The sequence below is a fragment of the Pseudomonas sp. NBRC 111119 genome (assembly GCF_001320125.1).
In the GTDB taxonomy this organism is placed as follows: Bacteria; Pseudomonadota; Gammaproteobacteria; order Pseudomonadales; family Pseudomonadaceae; genus Aquipseudomonas; species Aquipseudomonas parafulva.
Genome location: NZ_BCAV01000070.1, coordinates 22,619 through 47,718 on the forward strand (window position 1 = coordinate 22,619; position 25,100 = coordinate 47,718).

At 62.0% G+C, this 25,100-nt stretch carries 24 protein-coding genes and 1 pseudogene; 16 read left to right on the forward strand and 9 right to left on the reverse strand.

Features of this window, described 5'->3' with window-relative positions:
* Positions 1 to 161: 161 nt before the first annotated feature.
* From APH25_RS23220 to APH25_RS23230, 3 genes are all read left to right on the forward strand, one after another.
* Complete coding sequence (locus APH25_RS23220) at positions 162 to 1,517, forward strand: nucleobase:cation symporter-2 family protein (protein WP_060483532.1); 1,356 nt, start codon at positions 162 to 164, stop codon at positions 1,515 to 1,517.
* Positions 1,518 to 1,589: 72 nt separating this feature from the next.
* Positions 1,590 to 2,375 (forward strand): outer membrane protein OmpK, encoded by a 786-nt coding sequence (locus APH25_RS23225; RefSeq protein ID WP_060483533.1) that lies wholly within the window; start codon positions 1,590 to 1,592, stop codon positions 2,373 to 2,375.
* Positions 2,376 to 2,728: 353 nt separating this feature from the next.
* The gene (locus APH25_RS23230; RefSeq protein WP_060483534.1) at positions 2,729 to 3,511 is read left to right on the forward strand and encodes an outer membrane protein OmpK; all 783 of its coding nucleotides are present in this window, start codon (positions 2,729 to 2,731) and stop codon (positions 3,509 to 3,511) included.
* 69 nt (positions 3,512 to 3,580) lie between these two features.
* On the opposite strand, the gene APH25_RS23235 is transcribed toward APH25_RS23230, so the two are convergent.
* On the reverse strand, positions 3,581 to 4,507 hold the full coding sequence (locus APH25_RS23235; RefSeq protein ID WP_060483535.1) for a DUF808 domain-containing protein: 927 nt from the start codon (positions 4,505 to 4,507) through the stop codon (positions 3,581 to 3,583).
* A 215-nt stretch (positions 4,508 to 4,722) separates the two neighbouring features.
* Here APH25_RS23235 and APH25_RS23240 point away from each other — a divergent pair, with 215 nt between their 5' ends.
* From APH25_RS23240 to APH25_RS23245, 3 genes and pseudogenes are all read left to right on the forward strand, one after another.
* Entirely contained in the window at positions 4,723 to 5,415 is a 693-nt protein-coding gene (locus APH25_RS23240; RefSeq protein WP_060483536.1) for a DUF421 domain-containing protein, read from the forward strand.
* Between the two features lie 11 nt (positions 5,416 to 5,426).
* A pseudogene (locus APH25_RS25250) lies at positions 5,427 to 5,600 on the forward strand (DUF1264 domain-containing protein); the annotation flags it as partial.
* A gap of 94 nt (positions 5,601 to 5,694) precedes the next feature.
* On the forward strand, positions 5,695 to 6,306 hold the full coding sequence (locus APH25_RS23245) for a TetR/AcrR family transcriptional regulator (RefSeq protein WP_028632135.1): 612 nt from the start codon (positions 5,695 to 5,697) through the stop codon (positions 6,304 to 6,306).
* Between the two features lie 166 nt (positions 6,307 to 6,472).
* Here APH25_RS23245 and APH25_RS23250 read toward each other — a convergent pair whose 3' ends face one another.
* Positions 6,473 to 6,913, reverse strand: a complete 441-nt coding sequence (locus APH25_RS23250) for a heme-binding protein (protein WP_028632134.1) — start codon at positions 6,911 to 6,913, stop codon at positions 6,473 to 6,475.
* A gap of 256 nt (positions 6,914 to 7,169) precedes the next feature.
* Between APH25_RS23250 and gcl the strand changes: the two genes are divergently transcribed.
* The 6 genes from gcl (at position 7,170) to APH25_RS23280 (ending at position 14,713) form a co-directional block, all read left to right on the forward strand.
* On the forward strand, positions 7,170 to 8,945 hold the full coding sequence (gcl, locus tag APH25_RS23255; protein WP_028632133.1) for a glyoxylate carboligase: 1,776 nt from the start codon (positions 7,170 to 7,172) through the stop codon (positions 8,943 to 8,945).
* Positions 8,946 to 8,999: 54 nt separating this feature from the next.
* Positions 9,000 to 9,782: a hydroxypyruvate isomerase gene (gene hyi, locus APH25_RS23260; RefSeq protein WP_060483537.1), complete on the forward strand. Its 783-nt coding sequence runs from the start codon at positions 9,000 to 9,002 to the stop codon at positions 9,780 to 9,782.
* 197 nt (positions 9,783 to 9,979) lie between these two features.
* A complete protein-coding gene (locus APH25_RS23265; RefSeq protein WP_060483538.1) occupies positions 9,980 to 10,873 on the forward strand; it encodes a 2-hydroxy-3-oxopropionate reductase in 894 nt (297 codons plus the stop codon).
* A 217-nt stretch (positions 10,874 to 11,090) separates the two neighbouring features.
* The gene (locus APH25_RS23270; protein WP_060483539.1) at positions 11,091 to 12,365 is read left to right on the forward strand and encodes a glycerate kinase; all 1,275 of its coding nucleotides are present in this window, start codon (positions 11,091 to 11,093) and stop codon (positions 12,363 to 12,365) included.
* Positions 12,362 to 13,777 carry a pyruvate kinase gene (pyk, locus tag APH25_RS23275; RefSeq protein WP_060483540.1) on the forward strand — a complete coding sequence of 472 codons (1,416 nt, stop codon included), beginning with the start codon at positions 12,362 to 12,364 and terminating at the stop codon, positions 13,775 to 13,777. Before APH25_RS23270 ends, pyk begins: the two co-directional genes overlap by 4 nt.
* A 75-nt stretch (positions 13,778 to 13,852) precedes the next feature.
* The gene (locus APH25_RS23280; RefSeq protein ID WP_060483541.1) at positions 13,853 to 14,713 is read left to right on the forward strand and encodes an urea transporter; all 861 of its coding nucleotides are present in this window, start codon (positions 13,853 to 13,855) and stop codon (positions 14,711 to 14,713) included.
* An 11-nt stretch (positions 14,714 to 14,724) separates the two neighbouring features.
* Here APH25_RS23280 and APH25_RS25260 read toward each other — a convergent pair whose 3' ends face one another.
* Positions 14,725 to 15,495: an RHS repeat-associated core domain-containing protein gene (locus APH25_RS25260; RefSeq protein WP_082428421.1), complete on the reverse strand. Its 771-nt coding sequence runs from the start codon at positions 15,493 to 15,495 to the stop codon at positions 14,725 to 14,727.
* A 148-nt stretch (positions 15,496 to 15,643) separates the two neighbouring features.
* On the opposite strand from APH25_RS25260, the gene APH25_RS23290 reads away from it, so the two are divergent.
* Positions 15,644 to 16,465: an ion transporter gene (locus APH25_RS23290; RefSeq protein ID WP_060483543.1), complete on the forward strand. Its 822-nt coding sequence runs from the start codon at positions 15,644 to 15,646 to the stop codon at positions 16,463 to 16,465.
* 111 nt (positions 16,466 to 16,576) lie between these two features.
* A complete protein-coding gene (locus APH25_RS23295) occupies positions 16,577 to 17,575 on the forward strand; it encodes a sulfate ABC transporter substrate-binding protein (protein ID WP_028632126.1) in 999 nt (332 codons plus the stop codon).
* A gap of 82 nt (positions 17,576 to 17,657) precedes the next feature.
* Here the strand turns inward: APH25_RS23295 and APH25_RS23300 are convergent, their stop codons facing one another.
* Positions 17,658 to 18,584: a class I SAM-dependent methyltransferase gene (locus tag APH25_RS23300; protein WP_060483544.1), complete on the reverse strand. Its 927-nt coding sequence runs from the start codon at positions 18,582 to 18,584 to the stop codon at positions 17,658 to 17,660.
* Positions 18,585 to 19,093: 509 nt separating this feature from the next.
* Here APH25_RS23300 and APH25_RS23305 point away from each other — a divergent pair.
* Together APH25_RS23305 and APH25_RS23310 are read left to right on the forward strand one after the other, a co-directional pair.
* Positions 19,094 to 20,626 carry an NCS1 family nucleobase:cation symporter-1 gene (locus APH25_RS23305; RefSeq protein WP_028632124.1) on the forward strand — a complete coding sequence of 511 codons (1,533 nt, stop codon included), beginning with the start codon at positions 19,094 to 19,096 and terminating at the stop codon, positions 20,624 to 20,626.
* Positions 20,627 to 20,642: 16 nt separating this feature from the next.
* Positions 20,643 to 21,371 carry an aspartate/glutamate racemase family protein gene (locus tag APH25_RS23310; RefSeq protein WP_028632123.1) on the forward strand — a complete coding sequence of 243 codons (729 nt, stop codon included), beginning with the start codon at positions 20,643 to 20,645 and terminating at the stop codon, positions 21,369 to 21,371.
* Between the two features lie 30 nt (positions 21,372 to 21,401).
* Here APH25_RS23310 and APH25_RS23315 read toward each other — a convergent pair whose 3' ends face one another.
* The 5 genes from APH25_RS23315 to APH25_RS23335 form a co-directional block, all read right to left on the reverse strand.
* Positions 21,402 to 22,067, reverse strand: a complete 666-nt coding sequence (locus APH25_RS23315) for a hypothetical protein (protein WP_060483545.1) — start codon at positions 22,065 to 22,067, stop codon at positions 21,402 to 21,404.
* Between the two features lie 233 nt (positions 22,068 to 22,300).
* Positions 22,301 to 22,639, reverse strand: a complete 339-nt coding sequence (locus APH25_RS23320; protein ID WP_060483546.1) for an FKBP-type peptidyl-prolyl cis-trans isomerase — start codon at positions 22,637 to 22,639, stop codon at positions 22,301 to 22,303.
* Positions 22,640 to 22,714: 75 nt separating this feature from the next.
* Positions 22,715 to 23,122 (reverse strand): GFA family protein, encoded by a 408-nt coding sequence (locus APH25_RS23325; RefSeq protein WP_060483547.1) that lies wholly within the window; start codon positions 23,120 to 23,122, stop codon positions 22,715 to 22,717.
* A gap of 83 nt (positions 23,123 to 23,205) precedes the next feature.
* Positions 23,206 to 23,994, reverse strand: coding sequence for a PhzF family phenazine biosynthesis protein (locus APH25_RS23330; RefSeq protein WP_060483548.1), 789 nt, complete (start codon positions 23,992 to 23,994; stop codon positions 23,206 to 23,208).
* Between the two features lie 51 nt (positions 23,995 to 24,045).
* Positions 24,046 to 24,984: a 2-hydroxyacid dehydrogenase gene (locus APH25_RS23335; protein WP_060483549.1), complete on the reverse strand. Its 939-nt coding sequence runs from the start codon at positions 24,982 to 24,984 to the stop codon at positions 24,046 to 24,048.
* Between the last annotated feature and the right edge of the window lie 116 nt (positions 24,985 to 25,100).

The window sequence follows — 25,100 nt, forward strand, 5'->3', positions numbered from 1 at the left end:
CATAGAGGCCGCTAGCCAAAGGCCTCAACGCGCCTGTGTTACGCAACAAGCAAGCATCGAGCGCCAGGTTTCATGGCGGTAACCCAGCATGTCGTGCTGGAACGTACCGCCTGATACCTGCTGCTTGGATCCGAGAATAAAAACAAAACTCGAGGTGCTGCATGTCCAAGTCACGCAAGGCCTACATTCCAGTAGCGCCACCCCGACAGCCGTTGCCGCTGTTCCAACTCATCCTGGTGGGCCTGCAACATGTACTGCTGATGTATGGGGGTGCCATCGCGGTGCCGCTGATCATTGGCCAGGCCGCAGGGCTGTCCCGCGAAGAGGTTGCCTTCCTGATCAACGCCGACCTGCTGGTGGCCGGTGTTGCAACCATCGTCCAGTCCTTCGGTATCGGCCCTGTGGGCATTCGCATGCCGGTGATGATGGGCGCCAGCTTTGCCGCCGTCGGCAGCATGGTGGCCATGGCCGGCATGCCCGGTGTTGGCCTGCAAGGCATTTTTGGCGCCACCATCGCCGCCGGGTTCTTCGGCATGCTGGTCGCACCGTTCATGTCCAAGGTGGTGCGGTTCTTCCCGCCCCTGGTCACCGGCACCGTGATCACGTCCATTGGCCTGTCGCTGTTCCCTGTGGCCGTGAACTGGGCAGGTGGGGGCCAGCAGGCCACCACCTTCGGCTCGCCGGTCTACCTGCTGGTGGCCGGCCTGGTGCTGGCGGTCATCCTGCTGATCAACCGCTTCATGCGCGGGTTCTGGGTGAATGTCTCGGTGCTGGTGGGCATGGGCCTCGGCTACCTGCTGGCCGGCGCCATCGGCATGGTCGACCTTTCAGGGCTGGGGGCTGCACCCTGGTTGCAGGTGGTAACGCCCCTGCACTTTGGCATGCCCACCTTCAGCCTGGCGCCCATCCTGTCCATGTGCCTGGTGGTAGTGATCATCTTCGTCGAGTCCACGGGCATGTTCCTGGCGTTGGGCAAGGTCACCGACCGGGAAGTCACCCCGGGCATGCTACGGCGCGGCCTGCTGTGCGATGCCGGCGCCTCGTTCATCGCCGGGTTTTTCAACACCTTCACCCATTCCTCGTTCGCCCAGAACATCGGCCTGGTGCAGATGACCGGCGTACGCTGCCGCTACGTCACCGTGGTTGCCGGTGCCCTGTTGGTGCTGCTCAGCCTGCTGCCCAAGGCGGCGTTCCTGATTGCCTCGATACCACCGGCCGTGCTGGGCGGCGCCTCCATCGCCATGTTCGGCATGGTCACCGCCACAGGGATCAAGATTCTTCAGGAAGCCGACATTGGTGACCGGCGCAACCAGTTGCTGGTGGCGGTCAGCGTGGGTTTCGGGCTCATCCCGGTGGTGCGCCCGGAATTCTTCGCCCAAATGCCCCAGTGGATGGAGCCGATCACCCACAGCGGCATTGCCATGGCCACGGTCAGTGCACTGGTGCTGAACGTGCTGTTCAACATTCTGGGCGGGGCTGACCGGGCGGCGCACAACGCGCCCTGCCACCCCCACTGAAGACCGGGGCGGCGCCATGCCGCCCCTGCCCGCCGAACCAACCAACAAGAACAATAAGGCCGGGAGCCCCCCATGAAACACATCACCTCGTCCCTGTTGCTGGGCAGCAGCCTGCTGGCCAACGCGCCCTCCCACGCTGGCGAATGGCTGCAATGGCACGGCGAAAGCCTGACCTACCTGTATGGCAAGGATTTCAAGGTAAACCCTGATATCCAGCAAACCCTCACGTTCGAGCACGCCAACAAATGGAAGTACGGCGACACCTTTCTGTTCGTCGACAAGATCTTCTACAACGGCAAAGCCGACCCGGGCAAAGGCGTAACCACTTACTACGGCGAGTTCAGCCCGCGCCTGTCATTGGGCAAGATCCTAGACCGCAAGCTGGCCTTCGGGCCGATCAAGGACGTGCTGCTCGCCATGACCTACGAGCGCGGCGAAGGTGACAACGAGGCGTACCTGATCGGCCCGGGGTTTGACCTGGACGTGCCGGGTTTCAACTATTTCGTGCTCAATTTCTACGTGCGCAACACCGAGGGCAGCCGCCCGGGCGACAACGTCTGGCAAATCACCCCGGCCTGGTCGTACACCGTGCCTGTCGGCAAATCCGACATTCTGATAGACGGCTACATGGACTGGGTCACGGACAACGACCAGAACCGCCGTGGCACCTACCACGCCAACCTGCACTTCAACCCACAGGTGAAATACGACCTGGGCAAGGCCCTGAATTTCGGCGCCCGGCAGTTGTACGTGGGCTTTGAATACAGCTACTGGAAAGACAAATACGGCATCGACAGCCGCGGCAGCCTGAGCACCAACCAGAGCGTGGCCAGCGCCTTGGTCAAGGTGCACTTCTAGGAAGCTGACCAAACGCACAAGTTTGTACCCACGTGCGCCAGGAAGGAGCACTTGAGGCCAGGCGCGCAAGCCAGTAACCTGCGCGCCCCCTCGATCGGGGCAGAACGGATTCTGCCTGCGTTAACTGACCGCTCAGTCAATGAATTCGGGCGGTTGGCCAACGTGTTGCCAGCCTGAAAGACCCTTTTCATCCGTTCAGAACGACGTCGAGCAGGACGGTTCGGCCAACCTGGAAAAGTTGGCGCGACCCTTGCCAAACAGCTATGGCCAAACGAAAAAAGCTGACTAAAAAGACAGAAAAAGCGCCATCAACGAGCGCTGACAACTGACCAATCAAGGGAGCGACACACGCGATGCGTATCATCAACAGCCTGATCCTGGCCGGCGGCCTGCTGGCGTGCGGCACCACCTTCGGTGGCGACCTGCTGCAGTGGCAGAGCAACAGCCTCACTTACCTGTGGGGCAAGAACTTCAAGGTCAACCCGCCGACCCAGCAAACCGTCACCTTCGAGCATGCCGATGGCTGGAAGTACGGCGACAATTTCATCTTCGTCGACAAGATCTTCTACCAAGGGCAGAAAGACAGCGGCAATGGCCCGAACACCTACTACGGCGAGATCACCCCGCGCCTGTCGTTCGGCAAGATCTTCGACCAGAAGTTTGAGTTCGGCCCCATCAAGGATGTGCTGTTGGCCATGACCTACGAGTTTGGCGAAGGTGATACCGAGGCGTACCTGATCGGCCCAGGGTTCGACCTGGCGATCCCGGGCTTCGACTACTTCCAGCTGAACTTCTACCAGCGCACCACCGACGGCAGCCGCCCAGGTGACAACGTCTGGCAGATCACGCCTGTGTGGTCGTACACCATCCCGGTGGGCTCGTCGGATGTGCTGATCGATGGCTACATGGACTGGGTGGTGGACAACGACGAAAACCGCCGCGGCACCTACCAGGCCAACCTGCACTTCAACCCGCAGATCAAGTATGACCTGGGCAAGGCCATGAACCTGGGCGAAAAGCAGCTGTACGTGGGTGTGGAGTACGACTACTGGAAGAACAAGTACGGGATCAAGGACAGCGACGGCTTCACCACCGACCAGAACACCATGAGTTTCCTGGTCAAGGTGCTGTTCTAACCTGAGTGCGCGGCCGGCGCAGCAGCACCGGCCAGTCACCTTAGTGGGCGGGGCGCACTGCCTGAAGCATCACGGTTTCTTGATTACATTCACCACCTGTGAAATCGCCCCGATCGCAGCGGCGGCGATCATCCCAGCTAAAGCCCCAACAACACCATAGGCTCCCATCTTGGCCGCAGCAGCCACCCACCCACCCAGCGAGCTCACGGTAGCTTCAATAAGCTGCTCGATTGGATGAATGCCCTCAGCCACAAAGGTGCCACCCACCAAGAACATTGCGACGGTTCCAATCCAGGACAACGCCTTCATCAGAACTGGAGCCGACGCCACCAACACGCCGCCCGTTTTTCTCAGCAGCGTGCCAAGGCCGCCTTCAGACTTGGATTTGAGCAAAGCAAGGCCGGCATCATCCAGCCTGACTATCCCTGCAACCAGACCATAAACACCTACCGTCATAGCCACTGAAATAACAATGAGCGTTACGATCTGCTGTAACAACGGAGCAGACGACACAACGTTCAACGTGATGACCGTAATTTCCGCACTTAATATGAAATCCGTCCGAACAGCCCCCTTGATTTTGCGTTTTTCGTAAGCGGCCAGGTCTTCCTTGGTTTTAGGCGCGGTTTTGGCATCACCCGTATCAGACGTATGACTGCCCCGAAACAGCTTCTCCTGAATGGCTGTGAATCCCTCGTAGCACAGGTAGAGACCTCCCGCCATCAGCAACCACTTGATGGCCCCCGGTAGAAATGCACTCAGCAACAGTGCGCAGGGTACTAAAATCGCCTTATTGACAAGCGACCCTTTGAACACGGCCCAGACCACAGGGAGCTCGCGATCCGCCTTCATACCTGTCACTTGCTCAGCATTTACTGCCAGGTCATCACTCAGCACACTCGCAGACTTTTTAGCTGCAACCTTGCTCATCAGAGAGATGTCATCCAGCAAGGCTGCGATATCATCCAACAATGCAAAAAAGCTGCTGCCAGCCATACCATTTCGTCCTGAGTAGATGATGACGACCTCATTATCCTGAGGCCTTGAGCACACGCGTGACCACGGGTCATGCACCCTGATTGACAAGGTGTGATAGAGACCCTCTGTTGGCTGGAGAGTTCTGACCGCCCCATGTGGAGCCGCGCATGAACCAAGACCTCGCGTTGCCGGTCAATCGGTAACAGGCGATAGCCACCCGTGGGATCGAGCGAATGGTTTCATTTGATTTACAAAGGATGCTCATTGGCGAGTTCCCACTCACTTTTCTCTTTGAGGTCGCGCTTCGCGTTTCAGCAGCGTTTCTGGCCGTGTTCTTCTTTCTCAAGTTCAGTGGCCGGCGCGGCATCAGGCAGCTGTCCCGTTTCGAGCTCGTGGTGATCCTCACCTTGGGCTCCGCCGCTGGCGATGTCACCTTCTATGAAGATGTACCCCTCCTGCCGGTCGCCGTGGTTTTCTTCACGCTTTTGCTGCTCTACCGCGCAACCGTCTACATGATGAGGCGTAGCAGAACATGTGAGGCCTGGATCGACGGGTTGCCCATCACAGTGGTCAAGGACGGCATGTATGAGATCCATTCGCTGCGGAACTTGAACATCTCGTCCAATGAGCTGTTCATGGAGCTACGCCAGCAAGGCGTGGAGCATCTCGGCCAGGTCAGGCTCGGCCTACTTGAAACCGATGGTGATCTCAGCTTGTATTTCTACGGGCCAGATAGCACCCGGCCAGGGCTGTCAGTGTTGCCCGTTGAACACCGTCCAGAGTACCTGGCACCACCGAACGCTGGCCTGCACTGCTGCGTCAGCTGCGGCTTCCCGACCTTCCACGAGCCGCAAGACTCCGTCGTGTGTGAACGCTGCGGGCATGATGTCTGGTCACCTGCACTGGATACGTTACGCAATCGCTAGAACACATTCACGGGCAGCTGATCGCTCCAGGTATCCCTGCGCCTGCGGAACAGACCGTGATGGAGCGCCTGGTGCATAGCTATGGGAAGACATGGCACACCTGGCACACCGATCAAGACAAAGCGCTGCCAGTGGGTATGCCGCAGTTGATGATGGGATTCATCTGTGAGAATGAGCGAAAACCTGGCCCAAGGCCGCTGCCTTGAGCGCCCTTCAGGCACGGTGCTACCATGCCCGATCCCTCTTAGAGGTGGCCAGACACGAGGAAGATCCCTGACCATGAGCACCATTCGCGAGCGCAACAAGGAACTGATCCTGCGCGCGGCCAGCGAGGAATTCGCCGACAAGGGCTTCGCGGCCACCAAGACCAGCGACATCGCGGCCAAGGCCGGGCTGCCCAAGCCCAACGTGTACTACTACTTCAAGTCCAAGGACAACCTGTACCGGGAAGTGCTCGAGAGCATCATCGCGCCGATCATGCAGGCCTCCACGCCGTTCAACGCCGATGGCGACCCCAAGGAAGTGCTCAGCGCGTACATTCGCTCGAAAATTCGCATTTCCCGTGACCTGCCCCATGCGTCCAAGGTGTTTGCCAGCGAGATCATGCACGGCGCACCGCACCTGTCACCCAGCCAGGTGGAACAGCTGAATGCGCAGGCACGGCACAATATCGAGTGCATCCAGCACTGGATCGACCATGGGCAGATCGCCCATGTGGATGCGCATCACCTGATGTTCAGCATCTGGGCAGCGACCCAGACCTATGCCGACTTCGATTGGCAGATTTCGGCCGTGACCGGCAAGGCCAAGCTGGCCGACAGCGACTACGACGCTGCTGCCGAAACCATCATCCGCATGGTGCTCAAAGGCTGCGAGCCTGAGGTAGCCTGAGTACTGCGCTGGCCCTTTCGCGGGTAAACCCGCTTCCACAGGGGCATTCAGCCCTAGGGCAGAGGCTGTGGTGGGGCAGAGACTGGCTTGCACAAAACCCGAGAGCTGGCGCCATCATTGTGGGAGCGGGTTCACCCGCGAAAGGGCCAGCCCAGGCCAAGCCTGGTCAGGCCACCACCCCCGCATCCGCCCGCAGCCCCACCGCCTCGATGGCACTGATGGCGCACTGCTCGTCAATGTCCGACGTATCGCCACTGATCCCCACCGCGCCCAACACCCTGCCCTCCTGATCACGTATCAGCACACCCCCCGGTGCCGGCACCACCGGCCGCTCGCCCAGCCCATTGAGCGCCGCAAAAAACGCCGGCCGCTGCTGGGCATCCAGGGCCAGCAAGCGTGACCCCTTGCCCAGCGCAATGGCGCCCCAGGCCTTGCCCGTGGCCAGCTCAGGCCGCAACAGGCTGGCACCGTCTTCGCGCTGCAATACCAGCACATGCCCACCGGCATCCAGCACTGCCACGGTCAACGGCGCTGCGTTGACGGTTCGGCCTGCCGCCAGCGCAGCCTCTACCAGGCTGACCGCGACTTTCAGGTTCAAAGCGTTCATGCAAAGGTCCTCTTCTTATTGTGAGACGCCCTGGGGGCAGTTGAAAACCGAGAACCAAATAGAACACAACCAAGAATATTTTTGTATACAATATTTTTGATCAATCCTAGGCGTCTCTGCAAAGCCCTTTGTGCACGGGCGCTTCATGCAAAGCGTTCTCACCCGATGAAAACCCATTGACCTGGCGACTCAGGCATGAATACACTGAATCGCATAGAAAGTTGTATACAATTACAAAATCGATGAGGCACAAATCATGAGCAAAATGAGAGCAATCGATGCAGCCGTTCTGGTCATGCGCCGTGAAGGTGTAGAGACCGCGTTCGGCATCCCCGGGGCTGCCATCAACCCGCTGTATTCGGCCCTGAAAAAAGTCGGTGGCATCGATCACGTCCTCGCTCGCCACGTCGAAGGTGCCTCGCACATGGCCGAGGGCTACACCCGCGCCAACCCCGGCAACATCGGCGTATGCATCGGTACCTCCGGGCCTGCCGGCACCGACATGGTCACCGGCCTGTACAGCGCCAGCGCAGACTCCATCCCGATCCTGTGCATCACTGGCCAGGCCCCCCGCGCCCGCCTGCACAAGGAAGACTTCCAGGCCGTGGACATCACCAGCATCGTCAAGCCGGTGACCAAGTGGGCGACCACCGTGCTGGAGCCGGGCCAGGTGCCCTATGCGTTCCAGAAGGCGTTCTTCGAAATGCGCAGCGGCCGCCCGGGCCCGGTGCTGATCGACCTGCCGTTCGACGTGCAGATGGCCGAAATCGAATTCGATATCGATGCCTACGAACCCTTGCCAGTGCACAAGCCAGCGGCCACCCGCATACAGGCGGAAAAAGCCCTGGCCATGCTCAATGACGCTGAACGCCCGCTGCTGGTGGCTGGCGGCGGCATCATCAATGCCGATGCCAGCGACAAACTGGTGGCCTTCGCCGAGCTGACCGGCGTGCCGGTCATACCCACCCTGATGGGCTGGGGCACCCTGCCCGACGACCACCCGCAAATGGTCGGCATGGTCGGCCTGCAGACCTCGCACCGCTATGGCAACGCCACGCTGCTGAAGTCCGACCTGGTGTTCGGTATCGGCAACCGCTGGGCCAACCGCCATACCGGTTCTGTGGACGTGTACACCGAAGGCCGCACCTTCATCCACGTCGACATCGAGCCGACCCAGATCGGCCGCGTATTCACGCCCGACCTAGGCATCGTCTCGGACGCAGGCCTGGCCCTGGACAAGCTGCTGGAGGTGGCGCGCGAGTGGCAAGCCGCCGGCAAGCTCAAATGCCGCAAGGCCTGGCTTGAAGACTGCCAACAGCGCAAAGCCAGCCTGCAGCGCAAAACCCACTTCGACAACGTGCCGGTGAAGCCGCAGCGCGTTTACCAGGAAATGAACCAGGTATTCGGCAAGGACACCTGCTACGTCAGCACCATCGGCCTGTCGCAGATTGCCGGTGCGCAGTTTCTGCATGTGTACAAGCCGCGGCACTGGATCAATTGCGGCCAGGCCGGCCCGCTGGGCTGGACCATCCCTGCCGCGTTGGGCGTGGTCAAGGCCGACCCTCAGCGCAAGGTGGTGGCGCTGTCTGGTGACTACGACTTCCAGTTCATGATCGAGGAACTGGCCGTGGGCGCGCAGTTCAACCTGCCCTACGTCCACGTGCTGGTGAACAACGCCTACCTGGGGCTGATCCGCCAGGCGCAGCGTGGCTTCGACATGGATTACTGTGTACAACTGGCGTTCGAGAACATCAACGCCAGCGACGCCGCCACCTACGGCGTCGACCACGTCGCGGTGGTCGAAGGCCTGGGCTGCAAGGCACTACGGGTATTCGAGCCGGGCGACATCGCCCCTGCCCTGCTCAAGGCGCAAAAAATGGCCGAAGAGTTCCGCGTGCCCGTGGTGGTGGAGGTGATTCTCGAGCGCGTGACCAATATTTCCATGGGCACCGAGATCAATGCGGTCAACGAATTCGAAGACCTTGCCCTGGTCGGCAATGACGCGCCCACCGCCATCTCGCTGCTTGACTGACTGCCGCACGCCCCCAGGCCGCTGCCGGGGGCCTTCTACGCAAGGAGACACACCATGCCGCGCTTCGCCGCCAACCTGTCCATGCTGTTCACCGAACAGGATTTTCTGGCCCGCTTCAAGGCCGCCGCCGACGCCGGCTTCAGCGGTGTCGAATACCTTTTCCCGTATGATTTCAGCGCTGCCGACATCAAGCAGCAACTGGACGACAACGGCCTGACCCAGGTGCTGTTCAACCTGCCCGCCGGCGACTGGTCGCAAGGCGAGCGCGGCATTGCCTGCCACCCTGACCGGGTGGAAGAATTCCGGGCCGGTGTCGACAAGGCCATCGCGTACGCCAAGGTGCTGGGCAACACCCAGGTCAACGCCCTGGCCGGCATTCGCCCGCAAGGCACGGACTGCGCCACCGTGCGCAGCACCTTCGTGGGCAACCTGCGCTATGCCGCCGACACGCTCAAGGCCGCCGGTATTCGCCTGGTCATGGAAATGATCAACACCCGCGACATCCCGGGCTTCTACCTCAATACCACCCAGCAAGCGCTGGACATCCAGGCCGAGGTGGGCAGCGACAACCTGTTCCTGCAGTACGACATCTACCACATGCAGATCATGGAAGGTGACCTGGCGCGCACCGTCGAGGCCAACCTGCCCTTGATCAACCATATCCAGCTGGCCGACAACCCCGGCCGCCACGAGCCGGGCACCGGCGAGATCAATTACCGCTTCCTGTTCGAGCACCTGGACCGCATCGGTTACCAAGGCTGGGTGGGCGCGGAGTACAAGCCCAAGACCACAACCGAAGCCGGCCTGGGCTGGCTGAAAACCCATAACGCGATCTGAGGGCCGGGCATCAGCCTGTGTGAACCACCAGATTCTGTGGAAGACACCAGCCACTGTGGGAGCGGGTTCACCCGCGAACACCGGCGCAGCCGGTGCCATCCACCGCGGCGTCTGCTTCGCGGGTAAACCCGCTCCCACAGAAGGCCTGCACCGCGTGCTCTACCGAGATTCAATAAATACAAAAGAGGCAATTTCTCATGGCTAAAATCGGTTTCATCGGCACCGGCATCATGGGCAAGCCCATGGCCCAGAACCTGCAAAAAGCAGGGCACAGCCTGTTCGTTTCCACCCACCACGACGCCGCCCCGGCTGACCTCCTGGCAGCGGGCGCAGTGGCCCTGGCCAACCCCAAGGAAGTGGCCCAGGAAGCCGAGTTCATCATTGTGATGGTGCCTGACACCCCCCAGGTGGAGAGTGTGCTGTTCGGTGAAAACGGTGTAGCCGAAGGCGTGGGCCCAAACAAGGTGGTCATCGACATGAGTTCGATTTCCCCCACCGCCACCAAGGTATTCGCCGACAAGATCAAAGCCACGGGCGCTGCCTACCTGGACGCCCCGGTATCCGGCGGTGAAGTCGGCGCCAAGGCCGCCACCCTGAGCATCATGGTCGGGGGCTGCCCGAAAGCCTTCGAACGCGCACTGCCGCTGTTCGAAGCCATGGGAAAGAACATCACCCGTGTCGGTGGCAACGGCGACGGCCAAACCGCCAAGGTGGCCAACCAGATCATCGTTGCCCTGAACATCCAGGCCGTCAGCGAAGCGCTGCTGTTCGCTGCCAAGAACGGTGCCGACCCGGCCAAGGTGCGTGAAGCGCTGATGGGCGGCTTTGCGTCGTCGAAGATCCTCGAGGTGCATGCCGAGCGCATGATCAAGGGCACCTTCGAGCCGGGCTTCCGCATCAACCTGCACCAGAAAGACCTGAACCTGGCCCTGCAGGGCGCCAAGGAGCTTGGCATCAACCTGCCCAACACCTCCAATGCCCAGCAGGTGTTCAACACCTGCCAGGCCCTGGGCGGCGGCAACTGGGACCACTCGGCACTGATCAAGGGCCTGGAACACATGGCCAATTTCTCGATTCGCGACGAACAATAAAACCTACCGGCCTCATCGCGAGCTGCGCTCGCTCCTACGGGATCAGCATAAGGCCCGTAGGAGCGAGCAAAGCTCGCGATTGAAGCACACGCTGGTTGGCCTGCGATCACGGGCCGGCCCGTGAAACCGAGCAACACCCGCCCCTGGTTCGCCCTGCACGGAGGCACTTCCAGGGGCGTTTTTGATTGTGCAAAACAACAATAATTGGGAGCCTGCCATGTCGGTCGATCCGCAAAAAATTCTTCGCGAGCTGTTCGACACAGCCATCGCCGCCGCCCACCCTCGCCAGGTGCTTGAACCGTATCTGCCCGCTGACCGTAGCGGTCGGGTCATTGTCATCGGCGCCGGGAAGGCCGCAGCCGCCATGGCCGAAGTGGTCGAGCAGTGCTGGCAAGGTGAAGTCTGCGGCCTGGTGGTCACCCGCTACGGCCATGGGGCCAACTGCCAGAAGATCGAAGTGGTCGAAGCCGCCCACCCGGTCCCCGACGCTGCCGGCCTGGCCGTAGCCAAGCGCGTGCTGGACCTGGTCGGCAACCTCAACGAAGACGACCGCGTGATCTTCCTGCTGTCTGGCGGTGGCTCGGCACTGCTGGCCCTGCCTGCGCAGGGCCTGACGCTGGCCGACAAGCAGCAGGTCAACAAGGCGCTGCTCAAGTCCGGCGCCACCATCGGCGAGATGAACTGCGTGCGCAAGCACCTCTCGGCGATCAAGGGCGGACGCCTGGCCAAGGCCTGCTGGCCGGCCACGGTGTACACCTATGCCATTTCCGATGTGCCGGGCGACCTGGCCACGGTGATCGCTTCCGGCCCTACCGTGGCCGACCCGAGCACCCGCGCCGATGCCCTGGCCATCCTCAAGCGCTACGCCATCGATGCGCCCAAAGCCGTCATCGACTGGCTCAACAACCCCGCATCAGAAACCGTTAAGGCCGATGATCCGGCCCTGGCACGTAGCCATTTCCAACTGATCGCCAAGCCCCAGCAGTCGCTGGAAGCCGCGGCCGTCAAAGCCCGCCAGGCGGGCTTCAGCCCGCTGATCCTGGGCGACCTCGAAGGCGAGTCGCGTGAGGTGGCCAAGGTGCACGCGGGCATCGCCCGGCAGATCATCCAGCACGGCCAGCCGCTCAAAGCACCCTGCGTGATCCTGTCCGGTGGCGAAACCACCGTCACCGTACGGGGCAACGGCCGCGGCGGGCGCAACGCCGAGTTCCTGCTCAGCCTCACCGAAAGCCTGAAAGGCCTGCCAGGCGTGTATGCCCTGGCCGGCGATACCGATGGCATCGACGGGTCGGAAGAAAACGCCGGTGCGCTGATGACCCCCAGCAGCCATGCCCGCGCCCAGGCACTGGGCCTGCGCGCCAGCGACGAGCTGGACAACAACAACGGCTACGGCTACTTCGCCGCGCTGGATGCGTTGATCGTCACCGAGCCGACCCGCACCAACGTCAACGACTTCCGCGCCATCCTGATTCTCGAGAGCAACCCATCATGACGCCCGACAAGAAAGTGAAGGTACTGGCCACCCTCGGCCCGGCAATCAAGACCATCGACGACGTGCGCCAGCTGGTGGAGGCCGGGGTGAACATCTTCCGCCTGAATTTCAGCCACGGCGAACACGCCGACCACGCCTTGCGCTACCAGTGGATTCGCGATGTGGAGCAGCAGCTGAACTACCCGCTGGGCATCCTCATGGACCTGCAAGGGCCCAAGCTGCGGGTGGGTCGCTTCGCTGACGGCAAAGTGTACCTGCAGCGCGGCCAGGCCCTGCGCCTGGACCTGGACACCTCACCCGGCAGCAGCCATCGGGTGAACCTGCCGCACCCAGAGATCATTGCCGCGCTGGAACCCGGCATGGACCTGTTGCTGGACGACGGCAAGCTGCGCTTGCGGGTCACCGCCAAGCACCACGACGCCATCGACACCGAGGTACTGGCCGGCGGGGAGCTGTCCGACCGCAAAGGGGTCAACGTACCCCAGGCACTGCTCGACCTCTCGCCACTGACCGAAAAGGACCGCCGCGACCTGGCCTTTGGCCTGGAGCTGGGCGTGGACTGGGTGGCGCTGTCGTTCGTGCAGCGCCCTCAGGACATCGCCGAAGCACGCGCCCTGATCGGCGACCGGGCCTACCTGATGGCCAAGATCGAAAAGCCGTCGGCAGTGGAACAGCTGCAAGCCATCGCCGAACTGGCCGACGCCATCATGGTGGCCCGCGGTGACCTCGGGGTGGAGGTACCGGCCGAGAGCGTGCCGCAGATTCAGAAGCGCATCATCAACACCTGCCGGCAGTTGGGCAAACCGGTGGTGGTGGCCACCCAGATGCTTGAGTCCATGCGCTTTTCCCCGGCCCCTACCCGCGCCGAGGTCACCGATGTGGCCAACGCCGTGGCCGAAGGTGCCGATGCCGTGATGCTGTCAGCAGAAACCGCGTCGGGCGACTACCCGCTGGAAGCCGTGCAGATGATGAGCAAAATCATCCGCCAGGTGGAAAACGGTCCCGACTACCAGGCCCAGCTCGACGTCGGCCGGCCCAAGGCCGAGGCCACGGTGTCGGACGCCATCAGCTGCGCCATCCGCCGCATCAGCGGCATCCTGCCGGTGGCGGTGCTGGTGAACTACAGCGAGTCGGGCGCCTCGACCCTGCGTGCTGCCCGCGAGCGACCCCGCGCCCCCATTCTCAACCTCACCCCCAACCACGCCACCGCGCGCCGGCTGAGTGTGACCTGGGGCGTGCACTCGGTGGTCAATGACCGCTTGCGCCAAGTGGACGAGGTGGTGTCCACCGCCCTTGAAATCGCCCAGGCACAAGGCATGGCCAGCCGGGGTGATACGTTGCTGATCACGGCCGGGGTGCCGTTCGGCAAGCCCGGGTCGACCAACACGCTGCGGATCGAGAGCTTGATCTAGCCCACTGCACCTGACTGCGGACAAATCGAGGCCCGAAGAGGCCCGCCGCTTCTCTTTCAACCTTGCTGACTGCCCATGTACACAAAACATTTCGTCAACCCGTGCCCCGACTGGGCCACGGCGCTGCTCAACGGCTTCAGCCAGGTGCTGCTGCTGCGCAGCCCTGCCTGCGGGCTGTGCTGCCTGTTGGCTACTTTGCTCACCGCACCCGGGCTGGTCGGCGGCGCCCTGCTTGGCGCCCTGGCCGGCCTGATGACCGCACAGGCCCGTGGCTACGACCGTGCCGACCGCCAGGCCGGGCTGTACAGCTACAACGGCGTGCTCATCGGCATCTTGATCAGTGCGGTAATGCCCTGGTCGGTCATCCAGCCACCGCTGATCATCGCCGCGGCGGGCCTGTCCAGCATCATCACCCACCAATGGCGCAAACGCGGCGGCAAGCTGCTGGTCGCCTACACCGCCCCCTTCGTGCTGCTGGGCTGGGCCGTGCTGTTGGTTGGCAGCCCTGCGCCAAGCGGCCCTGTCGAGGCCGGCCCGCTGTACGGGTTGGCGCGTGGCGTGGGCCAAATCTTTTTGCTCGACCAGCCATTGGCCGGGCTGCTGATCATCCTCGGCCTGTTCATCGCGCACCCCTACGCTGCCCTGTGGGCCGTGATCGGCTCGGCAATCGGCGGTGGCGTAGCACTGATCACCGAGCAGCAGGAGGCAGCCTGGCTGGGCCTTTATGGGTTCAATGCGGCGCTGGCGGCGCTGGCGTTCAGCCGCCAGGGGGAAAAGCCGTTGGCGACGCTGACGGCAATCGCCGTGGCGGTGATGCTGCAGTCACTGTGGAAACTATTGCCGACTGCTCCGCTGACCGCGCCTTTCGTCATGGCATGCTGGCTTATGCATGGGGGCTCTTCGATTAGACGATCTGCCCAAACTGCCAGCCCGTAGCTCGCGACAGGCTATTGGCGGATTTGCCTTACAACCTCATTGGCCAGGTCTTTATGAGATACCCGAAAGGTTGCATGATTCCAGGACACACTCTTTTCAGACTGCAGTACCAGCCCCACAGGCAGCGGTACAGCCACGGTGCCATCCGCAGGTTTCGTGGTTGCTGATGAGACGGCTGTCTTGACCGCATCCACGTGGGGGACGGTAACGGTGGTTTCCGTGAGGGAGATCCTAAGCGTGGAGTTTTCCGAGCCCTGCACCAGGCTCCCCAACGGCAACTCAAGGCGGGTCTTGCCTTCCGAGTCGACCCATTTCCCTTTTTTCAGCATATTCAAAACATCGCCTGGAGCAATATTGACCTGAGGTCTGCCGCTCACAAGGCTGACACTGCCCTTTGATAATGGAACTGCGGAAGGTGCTGATGTCTGTTGAGGGGTTCGGGTCCACAAGCCTTCAAATTTCGACCTCACAGGCGCCTGCCCAATTGGTTTCGACCCCACAGGCACCTGCCCAGTTGGATCACTCAGAACCACAGGATTACCTAGGCAATATACATAGGCATTCAGCCCGCCTTTACCAAACGGGCTATGGACGTCGCTGCTGACGAATCGCATCAAGGCGGGGCTGTAATAACGGTGCCCAGCCCCCAGCGGGTAGCCTTGTAATCGGCGATCCAGGTATTGACCGGTGTAACCAAGCCACGTCCTGCCTGATGTCTGGCCTTGGTAACCATAGACGGTGTAGGCCCTGGCGAGCCGAGGCGAAACGCAAGCATTGATCATTGACGTGCTCCTGTGAACACCGCGGAGCCATTAGTAACAGCTCCCGCAACGGTACAAAACTGGCATTTTTAGAGCGCCTCTGGCGCTGCGTTGCCGTGTAGGCGGCAGATCCTCTACTCTTGGTGTTTGCTTTACGGACCCGCGCCTTATGCCCACCCCGCAATCCTGGCGTGAACGCCTCTACGTCATCGTCTTCCAGACCGACACGGTCGCCGGCAGGCGCTTCGACAAGACGCTCCTGCTGATCATCCTCGCCAGCCTCGTCACGGTGATCCTCGACAGCATCGACGAGGTGCACCGGGGTTACGGCGGCCTGCTGGCGGCACTGGAGTGGGGCTTCACTGCGGTGTTTCTGTGCGAATACCTCACCCGCCTGTACTGCTCGCCCCGGCCCTTGCGCTATGCGTTCAGCTTCTACGGCCTGGTCGACCTGCTGGCGATCGTGCCGGGCATCATCGCGCTGTACTACAGCGACGCTCAGTACCTGCTGATCGTACGGGTCATCCGTATGCTGCGGATCTTCCGCGTGCTCAAGCTGGGCCCCTACCTCAAGCAGGCCAATTACCTGCTTGCCGCCCTGCGCGGCAGCAAGCAGAAGATCATCGTGTTTCTGGTCAGTGTATCGACGCTGGTCACCGTGTTCGGCACGCTGATGTACGTGATCGAGGGGCCGGAGCATGGCTTTACCAGCATTCCCAAAGGCATCTACTGGGCCATTGTCACCCTCACCACGGTCGGCTTCGGCGATATCGTGCCGCGAACACCCCTGGGGCAGGTGCTGTCATCGCTGGTGATGATCACCGGTTATTCGATCATTGCAGTGCCGACCGGCATCTTCACTGCGGAGCTTGCCAATGCCATGCGCGGCGAGCAGCTGCAGCACGATTGCCCTGCCTGCAGCAAACCCACCCACGAGCACAATGCAGCGTTCTGCTCGCGCTGTGGCAGCCAGCTGTTTACCCCGCGATAAAACCGTGCAGCCGGGCATAACCAAAGGCGTTTTTGTTCTTTAAAGGCAACATCGCCAGCCGCTATAGTCGCAGGCAATGTGCCAACACCCTACCGCCAACAAGGACGCCCTGTGAAAAAGCTCTTCACCGCCTCGCTGCTCGCCGCCGGCCTTGCCTTGGGCAACATCGCCCAGGCAGCACCGACCCTGCTCAACGTCTCCTACGACGTGATGCGCGACTTCTACAAGGACTACAACCCCGCCTTCCAGAAGCACTGGGAGGCCGAGCACAACGAGAAGGTCAACGTGCAGATGTCCTTCGGCGGTTCGAGCAAGCAGGCGCGTGCAGTGATCGACGGGCTGCCGGCCGATGTCATCACCATGAACATGGCTACCGACATCAATGCCCTGGTCGACAATGGCAAACTGGTGCCCGACAACTGGGTAACCCGGCTGCCGAACAACAGCGCCCCGTTCACCTCTGCCACCGTGTTCATCGTGCGCAAGGGCAACCCCAAGGCACTGAAAGACTGGCCCGACCTGCTCAAAGATGGCGTGCAGGTGATCGTGCCCAACCCCAAAACCTCCGGGAATGGCCGCTACACCTACCTGTCGGCCTGGGGTTATGTGCTCAAGCAGGGCGGTGACGAGGCCAAGGCCCGTGACTTCGTGGGCAAGCTGTTCAAGCAGGCGCCAGTGCTCGACACCGGTGGTCGCGCGGCAACCACCACCTTCATGACCAACCAGATTGGCGATGTGCTGGTCACCTTCGAGAACGAGGCCGAGATGATCGCCCGCGAGTTCGGCCGCGACCAGTTCGAGGTGGTGTACCCCAGCGTTTCGGCTGAAGCCGAGCCACCGGTGAGCGTGGTGGACAAGGTGGTAGCCCGTAAGGGCACCCAGGCTGTGGCCGAGGAATACCTGAAGTACCTGTGGTCACCTGCTGCACAGGAAATCGCCGCACAGAATTACCTGCGCCCGCGTGATGCAACCGTGCTGGCCAAGTACACCGACCGGTTCCCGAAGGTGGATTTCCTGTCGGTTGAGAAAACCTTTGGTGACTGGCGCACAGTGCAGAAGACCCACTTCAATGATGGTGGGGTGTTTGACCAGATCTACACCAACCAGTAAGCGGCACCCTGGTATCGCGAACAAGTTCGGCCTCGCCCGCACTTGCTCGCGATGCCCCACGGCGCCCCTCCCCTCCGCGCGACTACGCCTGACGAAATACCAGGGCCTTCAGCCCGCCCGCCGAATCCGCATCAGGGAACTCAGGCGGGTTTTCCAGGCGTTCGACAAACGCCAGGCCAGGCGCCTGCTCCGCCATCCCGTCAATCAAGAACTCCGGCCCTATCGCCGGGTCGTTCACACAGGCCAGTACCGTCCCGCCCGGCGTCAGCAGCTCAGGCAACCGCCGTAGAATCTTCGCGTAATCCTGGGTCAGCACGAAACTGCCGCGCTGGAAGGTGGGCGGGTCGATGATCACCAGGTCGTAGGGGCCGTATTTGCGTACCTTGCCCCACGACTTGAACAGTTCGTGCCCCAGGTAAGCCACCCGCGAGGCATCGTGGCCGTTGAGCCGGTGGTTTTCCCGCCCGCGGGACAACGCCGACTTGGCCATGTCCAGGTTGACCACCTGCTCAGCCCCGCCGGCAACGGCCGCAACCGAGAAACCGCAGGTGTAGGCGAACAGGTTCAGCACACGCTTGCCACCGGATTGCTCGCGCACCCATTGCCGCCCGTAGCGCATGTCCAGGAACAGGCCGTTGTTCTGGCGCACGCCCAGGTCCAGCAAGTAGGTGAGCCCGTCTTCGACCACCTCGCGCTGTTGGCAAGGCTCACCCACCAACCACTGGCCAGGGCTGTCAGGCAGGTAGCGATGCTGAACAAGAATGGCCTCACCGGCCCACTGCGGCCGCTTGGCAAGCGCCAGCAGCATGGCCTCCAGCTCTGCCAGCTGGCCATCGGGCGGCTCACGAAACAACGCCACCGAGAGCACGCCCTGCAACCAGTCCACCGTGACCTGTTCCAGGCCCGGCCAGCAGCGCCCACGGCCATGGAACAGGCGGCGGGTTTCTTGTGGGGCTGGGTCGAGGGCGGCAAGCAGGTGTTGCTCAAGGGTGTGGATCGGCGAGGTCATTGAAAGTCACGAACAGGGAAAAACGCCATTCTACAGCCACTGGCCTACTACGGGAAAATTGCCCCGGCGACCGCAGACTAAATTTTGTACACATAAACGTAACCATAAGTGCCATTTTTGTGTGCACTTAGTGTTTTGGCGCACCATTGCGTTACAGGCAGAACCGCTTAAAATCTGACTGAATGATCAACTAGTTCAGCTCTGAGAAATTTAAGAATTGTCTATCCATGTGAATATTTCTGAATAAATTCAGATAGTTAAAAAATTCATATTCGTACTGATGTCTTCGATCGTGGCTGACTCAACAAGGCTTGGCATGGAACTCGCTTTTGTGTGTTCATGTTTTGTATACAAATTAGACAAAACATAAATACACAATAACCCGCGACGCCGACTTACCCTTGGCCGCCGCGCCCAGAACCCTGTGATGCCAACGCTGCACCGACGAGAAGGCCAGCCCGTGCGCATGCCCGCTCATCGCAGTCTGCGTGCATCAGGAGCCCGCCGGAATGAGTAGCAGCCTCAACCTTGCCCCTGAACTGTCCGTCGCCAGCACCCAACCCACCACCACACAGCCCGACCCCGCACTAGCCCTCGGCCTCAGCCCACGCCTGCATAACCGCGACCTGGCGCCCACCCGCATCGCCGGGCGCCGCTGGGGTGGCTACAGCATCTTCGCCCTGTGGACCAACGACGTGCACAACATCGCCAACTATTCCTTCGCCATGGGGCTGTTTGCGCTGGGCCTGGGGGGTTGGCAGATCCTGATGTCACTGGCCATTGGTGCGGCACTGGTGTACTTCTTCATGAACCTGTCGGGCTACATGGGGCAGAAGACAGGCGTCCCGTTCCCGGTCATCAGCCGGATCGCTTTCGGTATCCATGGTGCGCAGATACCCGCCCTGATACGCGCCGTGATCGCCATCGCCTGGTTCGGCATACAGACGTACCTGGCGTCAGTGGTGCTGCGGGTGCTGTTGAGCGCCGTGTGGCCGCAACTGGCGGCCTACGACCATGACAGTATTCTGGGGCTGTCGAGCCTGGGCTGGGTGTGCTTCGTGGCCATCTGGCTGGTGCAACTGGTCATTCTGGCCTACGGCATGGAGATGGTGCGCCGCTACGAGGGGTTCGCCGGGCCGGTGATTCTGCTCACGGTCGCTTCGCTGGCCGTGTTCATGTACATCAAGGCCGATGCCCGCATTGCCTGGTCGGTTGCCGAGCCGCTGACCGGCGTTGACATGTGGCGCAACATCTTTGCCGGCGGCGCGCTGTGGCTGGCCATCTACGGCACGCTGGTGCTCAACTTCTGCGACTTCGCCCGGTCTTCGCCCTGCCGCAAAACCATTCGCGTAGGCAACTTCTGGGGCCTGCCGGTCAACATTCTGGTGTTCGCCGTTATCACGGTGGTGCTGTGCGGTGCCCAGTTCCAGATCAACGGGCAGATCATCGACAGCCCCACCCAGATCGTGGCCGCCATCCCCAGCACCGCGTTCCTGGTACTCGGCTGCCTGGCATTCCTGATCGTCACCGTGGCGGTGAACATCATGGCCAATTTCGTGGCGCCGGCCTTCGTGCTCAGCAACCTGGCCCCGCGCCACCTCAACTTCCGCCGCGCCGGGCTGATCAGCGCCACCCTGGCGGTATTGATCCTGCCCTGGAACCTGTACAACAGCCCGCTGGTGATCGTGTACTTCCTGTCTGGCCTGGGCGCCCTTCTGGGGCCGCTGTACGGCGTGATCATGTCCGACTACTGGCTGCTGCGCAAAGGCTGCATCAACGTGCCGCAGCTCTACAGCGAAGACCCGGCCGGCGCTTATCACTACACGCGGGGCATCAACCTGCGCGCCATCGCGGCATTCCTGCCTGCCGCATTGCTGGCCATCGTGCTGGCCTTGGTACCCCATTTCCACAGCGTGGCACCGTTCTCCTGGCTGATCGGCGCAGGCATTGCCGCTGCTATCTACCTGCTGATTGCCCCACGCAACCGTCACTATCACGATGTCAGCGGCGAATGCATCGCCGTCGACCACAGCAGCCACTGAACAGGGAGGACTGCCCATGCGCATTCTTATCGCCAACGTCAACACCACAGAAGCCATCACCGATGCCATCGCCGAGCAGGCACGCGCGGTGGCCGCACCCGGCACCGAGATCATCGGGCTCACCCCCTGGTTCGGCGCCGAATCGGTGGAAGGCAATTTCGAAAGCTACCTGGCCGCCATCGCGGTAATGGACCGGGTACTGGCCTACGAAGGCCCCTACGATGCAGTCATCCAGGCCGGCTACGGCGAGCACGGGCGTGAAGGGTTGCAGGAGTTGTTGAACGTGCCGGTGGTGGACATCACCGACGCGGCGGCCAGTACAGCGATGTACCTGGGGCATGCCTACTCGGTGGTCACCACACTGGACCGCACGGTGCCGCTGATCGAAGACCGCCTCAAGCTGTCAGGCCTGTATGACCGCTGCGCCTCGGTGCGCGCCAGCGGCATGGCGGTGCTGGAGCTGGAAGCCGACCCGCAGCGGGCCGTGGAGGCCATCGTCGAGCAGGCTGAACGTGCCGTGCGTGAAGACAAGGCCGAGGTCATCTGCCTGGGTTGTGGCGGCATGGCCGGGCTGGACGAGCAGATCCGCCAACGCACCGGGGTACCGGTGGTGGATGGCGTGAGTGCGGCAGTGACGGTCGCCGAGGCGTTGGTGCGCATGGGCTTGAGCACATCGAAAGTACGCACCTACGCCACGCCCAGGGCCAAGAAGGTAGTGGGCTGGCCGATGCGCCTGGGCCGCTGACCCCGTTGTGGTGCTGCCCTGGGGAATGAATCAGCTGGGGCAGGCTTCGGCGCCGTCGTTCAGGCCCTGGCGCACGTTACGGCTGAGCAGGCTGGCCTTGCCGTCGTGCCAGGTCAGGGTCAGCACATACAGGGTGTCGAAGTCGTCACCCTCCCAGTCTTCGGTGATCACCCGCTTTTCACCCAACGCCTTGCCGGCGACGGCATTGATCAGATCCGGCAGGTAGCCATGGGACCAGGCGGTGTACACGGTCGCGTTGCGGTACTTGTCACGCAGCAGTTCGTCGGCAAGCTCGTCGGTGTCGTTGGCGCTGAAATCGATGTTCACCGGCAAGCCCAGCCGAATGGCACTGGGGGTGATGGTCATCAGCGGGCGGATATAGCTGTAGCTCTTGTCCTGGCTGCCCTCTTCCACATGCCGCGTGGGGTTGGCGGCGAACACGTAATCGGCTTTACCGAAACGCGCAGGCAATACCGTGGCCAGGTCAAGCGCGCGGTTCAGCCCCTGGCAATTCAACTGGCCCAGGCCTTCACCGGGTTTTTCGGCATGCCGCAGAAACACCAGGGTCTGGGTACCGTCCACAGGTTCTGCCCTGCTGTCGAGCGCCTCCAGCGTCAACGGCACGGCCACTGCCGTGAGCAGCAGGCCAAGCAGCAACGGGTGGCGACGGCGACGGAAGAAAGCTGGCAATTTCATCAATTCAAGGCCTGTGTGGCAGAACAATCGGTTGCACCCGACACAGTACCCGGCCTGTTGCAGGCCGCCTTGAGCGTGATTGCCATCCTTGGCAACGGGTGAGGGTCAGAGTGCCCCGAACCCGTTTGGTTCCTCCCTGAGCGTGAATGCCGTTCCCTAGGCAAGGCCCAGACTAGACACCTGCTGTTGCGCATTTGTGTCTGGCAGGTGAACCTGTTGTTGCCTGCTGGGGCTCAGTCGTACCGCGTGAGCACTTCCAGTAACTCGATCTCGAAGGTGAGGTCGGCGTGTGGTGGGATGGCGCCCAGTGTGCGTTCACCATAGGCGAGATGGGCTGGCACATGCAGCCTGCGCTTGCCGCCCACACGCATCCCCATCAACCCTTGGTCCCAGCCTTTGATGACACGCCCGGTGCCGATGACGCACTGAAACGGCTTGCCACGGGACCAGGAAGAATCGAACTCGCTGCCATCGGCCAACCAGCCGGTGTATTGAGTGGTGATGAGGGCGCCTTTGACGGCGACTTTGCCCTCACCCTCTACCAGGTCGGTGATCTGCAGTTCTTGGCTCACGGGCATACTCCATCAGAAAGACAAAGCCGCCCTTTTCTCAGGATTGCAGCGCTTTGGCAAGCCCGCACGCCGGCATTAGCCCAGCTGTTCAAAGGCCTGCTGGCCGGTGAGGGATGTAGTCTGGTTGGCGAAGCAGTACCAACCGGGTTTCTGCTCGATGAAGATCTGCAGGCTGAACTGCCAGTTCAGCTCGCCATCCAGCAGGCCAACCGGCACCGCGTAGCTGTCGTTGGCCCTGAGTCGGTAGAACAGGTGTGTACCGCATTGGCTGCAGAACCCGCGCTGCGCCCAGTCTGACGAATCGTAAACCCCGGGGGTGAGGCCCTCGAACGCCGGCGGCTGGTTGCAATGCACCACCAGCAGCGGGCCGCCGGTCCACTTGCGGCACATGCTGCAATGGCAGGCGCTGACATCGGCATGGTCAAACGAAACCTTCAGCCGGGTGGCGCCGCACAAGCAGCTGCCGGACGTTTCCAAAGCCATGATGCACTCCCCGAAAAAGACAAAGAAGCCAGTATAGCCTCAGGCCCGGCAGCCCATCGCCGGCACGCGAATGCGCAGACGTGTCAGACAAACACCGTACCGCGCAGGTACAGCGCCGCCCGACCACTGATGATCACCCGGCCATTGCCCGGCACCTCACAGTGCAACTGGCCCTTGCGCGCCCCGCCCTGCTCGCAGGCCAGTCGCTGCTTGCCAAGGCGCTCGGCCCAGATCGGTGCCAGCGAGGTGTGCGCCGAGCCTGTCACCGGGTCCTCATTCACGCCCACCCGCGGCCCGAACCAACGGGTAACGAAGTCGAACCCCCGCCCCGCCGCAGTCACGGCAATGCCGCGCACATCGTAGCGCGAGAGCGCGGCGAAGTCGGGTTGCAGCGCGTCCAGCAGCAATGGGTCTTCGATCACCACCACGTAGTCATCGCTGCGGTACAGCGCCAGCGCCTGGTGCAGGCCCAGTGCCTCCAGCAACCCTGCAGGCATTTCTGCGGCTGCGGGCTGTTTGGCGGGGAAGTCCATGGCCAGCAGCCCATCGTCCCCCCGGGTGACCCGCAACTCGCCACTGCGGGTATTGAAGCGCAGCACCTGGGCGGGTTCACCCAGTTGTTCGAACAGCACATAGGCAGACGCCAGGGTGGCGTGGCCGCAAAGGTCCACTTCCACGGCGGGGGTAAACCAACGCAGGTCGAAGCCCTCGCCATTGCGTACGAAGTACGCCGTTTCCGACAGGTTGTTCTCTTCAGCGATACGCTGCAGCACCTGGTCTGGCAGCCAGTGTTCAAGGGGGATGACGGCCGCCGGGTTGCCCCCGAACGGTTCGGCACTGAAGGCATCGACCTGGAAGATTTCGAGTTGCATGGACACGCTCCTTATGGCCCGGCAGCTACCAGGCGGCTTTCTGTGTCAGGGTTACGGGCGAACGGGTGTCAACACAGACTCACCGGCAAAAAATGCCTGCAGGTTACGCAGCACGAGGGCCACGGTGTCCCGCGCGGCCTCAGGCGACTGGCCTGCTACGTGGGGGGTGAGCACGGTGTTGTGCAGTGCCTTCAGGGCATCAGGCACCTGGGGCTCATCATCGAATACGTCCGTTGCAGCGCCTGCCAGCGCGCCGCTTTGCAGGGCAGTAACCAGCGCCTGGGTGTCGACCACACTGGCGCGGGCGATATTGACCAGGTAACCCTGCGGGCCCAGTGCCTTGAGCACGCTGGCATCGATCAGGTGATGGGTGTTGGCCCCCCCTGGCGTGGCCACCACCAGAATATCGACGGCCTCTGCGAGGCGTTCGGGGCTGTCGAACCAGGTGTAGGGCTGATCGGCCTTGGGGCTGCGGCTGTAATAGCTGACCGGCATGGCAAAACCGAGTTGGGCACGCCTGGCGATGGCCTGCCCGACGGCGCCCAGGCCGACGATGCCGAGGCGCTTGCCGCTCACCGACGGGCTGATGACGCGCTGCCATTCGCCGCGGCGGGTGCTGGCGTCTGCCTGGGGAATATTGCGCAGCAGGGCCAGGAGCATGGCCATGGCGTGGTCTGCAACGGCTTCTGCATTGGCGCCGGCGCCGTTGGTCACGGTGATGCCGCGGGCGGCGGCGGCGGGCAGGTCGACTTGCTCGTAGCCGGCGCCGATGACGCAGATAATCTGCAATTTGGGCAACGCGGCCATTTCACTGGAGGTGAGGCCGAGCGGGCCACGGGTGAGCACGGCGTCGATCTGCGCGCCCTGTTGCTCGATGGCTTGGGCGCGGAGCTTGGGGGATTGAGCGCGGATCAGGTGATAACCGGACTGCTCCAGCAGGGGGAGGTAATCGTCGACGGTTTCTACCAGTACCAGGACTGTTTTGGGCATGCCACCTCCAAGATTGATGGGAGGATTATGCGGAGTGAGTGGGCGGTACAGTCAATGGGAAAAATAAGGGATAACTGTACTGTGCTGGTCATTTCTGCTTTGGGCTGTTGCTGTAG